General features: G+C 76.6%; 3 protein-coding genes. All 3 read left to right on the forward strand.

Translation table 11 applies throughout. From position 1 onward, the window contains the following. Positions 1-114 precede the first annotated feature (114 nt). Positions 115-1,080 (forward strand): thiamine-phosphate kinase, encoded by a 966-nt coding sequence (locus L1885_RS26995; RefSeq protein WP_235799778.1) that lies wholly within the window; start codon positions 115-117, stop codon positions 1,078-1,080. Between the two features lie 10 nt (positions 1,081-1,090). Further along, positions 1,091-1,921, forward strand: coding sequence for a bifunctional hydroxymethylpyrimidine kinase/phosphomethylpyrimidine kinase (thiD, locus tag L1885_RS27000; protein ID WP_235799779.1), 831 nt, complete (start codon positions 1,091-1,093; stop codon positions 1,919-1,921). 137 nt (positions 1,922-2,058) lie between these two features. Further along, positions 2,059-2,549 (forward strand): DAK2 domain-containing protein (locus L1885_RS27005; RefSeq protein ID WP_235799780.1); only part of this gene is annotated, 491 nt, incomplete at its 3' end.

The following is a 2,549-nucleotide window of genomic DNA, read 5'->3' on the forward strand; positions in this document are numbered from 1 at the left end:
ACCGCCCGCGCCCGCCGCGGCCGGCTCCCGGCTCCCGTCCGGCGGCGCCGCGCCCGCGCCCGCGCGGACCCCGACACGTCCAGTGGCAGCGCACACGCAGAGAAGGGAGACCCGGTGAAGGGAACCGTGGGGGAGCTGGGGGAGTTCGGGCTGATCGACCGGCTCACCTCCCGCCTCACCACCACCCCGGCGGTCCGGCTCGGCCCCGGCGACGACGCCGCGGTCGTGGCCGCGCCCGACGGCAAGGTCGTGGCCAGTACGGACCTGCTCCTCGAAGGGCGGCACTTCCGGCGGGACTGGTCGACGGCCTACGACGTCGGCCGCAAGTCCGCGGCGCAGAACCTCGCCGACATCGCGGCCATGGGCGCCGTGCCCACGGCGCTGCTGCTCGGCCTGGTCGTGCCCGCGGAACTCCCCGTCACCTGGCCGACCGAGCTCATGGACGGCATCCGCGACGAGTGCCAGGTCGCGGGCGCCGCGGTGGTCGGCGGCGACGTCGTGCGCGGCGAGACCATCACCATCGCCATCACCGCGCTCGGCGACCTGCGCGGCCACACCCCGGTGACCCGCTCCGGCGCGCGCCCCGGCGACGTCGTGGCGTACACCGGCTGGCTCGGCTGGTCCGCCGCCGGACTCGCCGTGCTCTCCCGCGGCTTCCGCTCGCCGCGCGCCTTCGTCGAGGCCCACCGCAGGCCCGAACCTCCGTACCACGCGGGCCCCGCGGCGGCCGGGCTCGGCGCCACGGCCATGACCGACGTGAGCGACGGGCTCGTCGCCGACCTCGGGCACATCGCGCAGGCCAGCAACGTACGCATCGACGTGCACTCCGGACGCGTCGACATCCCCTCGCAGATGAACGACATCGGCCAGGCCGTGGGCATCGACCCGCTGCACTGGGTGCTCACCGGCGGGGAGGACCACGCGATCGTCGCGACGTTCCCGCCCGGGGCGAAGCTGCCCGCCCGCTGGAAGGTGATCGGCGAGGTGCAGGGGCCCTCCGCCCGCCCGCAGGTCACCGTCGACGGGGCCCCCTGGAGCGGCGACGGGGGCTGGGACCACTTCGGGGACGGCGAAAAGTAGGGTCGGGCCCATGAACGCCCCCGTCCCTGCCGCCGCTCCCGGCACCTCTCCCCGCGTCCCGCCGCCCCGCGTCCTGACCGTCGCCGGGTCCGACTCCGGCGGCGGCGCGGGCATCCAGGCCGACCTGAAGACCATGCTCGCCCTCGGCACGCACGGCATGAGCGTCCTCACGGCCGTCACCGCGCAGAACTCCTCGGGCGTGCAGGGTGCCTGGGACCTCCCGGTGGAGGCCGTGCGGGCCCAGTACCGCAGCGTCGTCGACGACATCGGCGTCCAGGCGGTGAAGACGGGCATGCTCTCCTCCGCCGCCATCGTCACCGCCGTCGCCGAACTCCTCGCGGACACCGCGGCACCCGTGGTCGTCGACCCCGTCGGCATCTCCAAGCACGGCGACGCGCTCCTCGCGGACTCCGCGCTCGGTGCCGTGCGCGACGCGCTGCTGCCCCTGGCGACCGTGGCCACCCCCAACCTCGACGAGGTGGCCCGGCTCACCGGCGTCCAGGTGGCCGGCGAGGACGACCTGCGCCGCGCCGCCGAGGCCGTTCTCGCGCTGGGCCCGCGCTGGGCCCTGGTCAAGGGCGGGCACCTGCCGGGCGACGCGGTCGACCTGCTCACCGACGGGAGCGAGGAGCACTGGCTGCGCGCCCCTCGCCTCGACAACCGCCACACGCACGGCACGGGATGCACGCTCGCCTCGGCCGTCGCCGCCGGACTCGCCTCGGGGCAGGACGTCGTCACGGCGGTACGGGCTGCCAAGGAGTACGTGACGGGCGCGGTGCGCCACGGGTTCGCGCTCGGCTCCGGCATCGGCCCGGTCGACCACGGCTGGCGTCTGCGCTGAGCCGCGGCCGGCCTCCCGGCGGACGGGTGGGCGGACCGGCCGGGTCCGCTCCCGCCGCCGCGGACTACTGTGCGTGGAGCAGGCCCGTCAGGCCGCCCACGGGTCCCGCGGGCGGTTCGCGCAAGGAGGACCAGCAGGTGCCGCAGACCCTCGACGCCGCCGCGGTGCGGACCTGGTGCGCCCGGGCGCTCGACGCCCTCGGCCGGGACCGCGAGGAGATCGACGCGATCAACGTCTATCCCGTCGCGGACGGTGACACCGGCACCAACCTCTACCTGACGGCCGAGTCGGCGGCCCGCGCGGTGGAGGCCGTCTTCGCGGCGCACACCCCCGGCGCCGGGGGGCCGGCCCCCGGGGACGCGGTCACCGCCATGGCACACGGCGCCCTGATCGGCGCGCGCGGCAACTCGGGCACGATCCTCGCCCAGTTCCTGCGCGGCGCGGCACAAGTACTCGCAGAGGCAGAGGCAGAGGCAGAGGCAGAGGCAGAGGCAGAGGCAGAAGCGGGGGCGGAGGCACGGGCCGAAGCCCGGGCCGGCGCGGAAGCCGGGCTCCGGGCGGGGGCCGGATCCCCGGCCGGAGCGGTCGGCGCGGTCGGCAACGCGGGCAGCGGCGGGGGCGACCGGCT

Source organism: Streptomyces fuscigenes, from assembly GCF_021556455.1.
In the GTDB taxonomy this organism is placed as follows: domain Bacteria; phylum Actinomycetota; class Actinomycetes; order Streptomycetales; family Streptomycetaceae; genus Streptomyces; species Streptomyces fuscigenes.

Bases quoted from the DNA above. Each gene is read 5' to 3' on its own strand.
- thiD (WP_235799779.1), top strand. From the start codon at position 1,091: ATGAACGCCCCCGTCCCTGCCGCCGCTCCCGGCACCTCTCCCCGCGTC.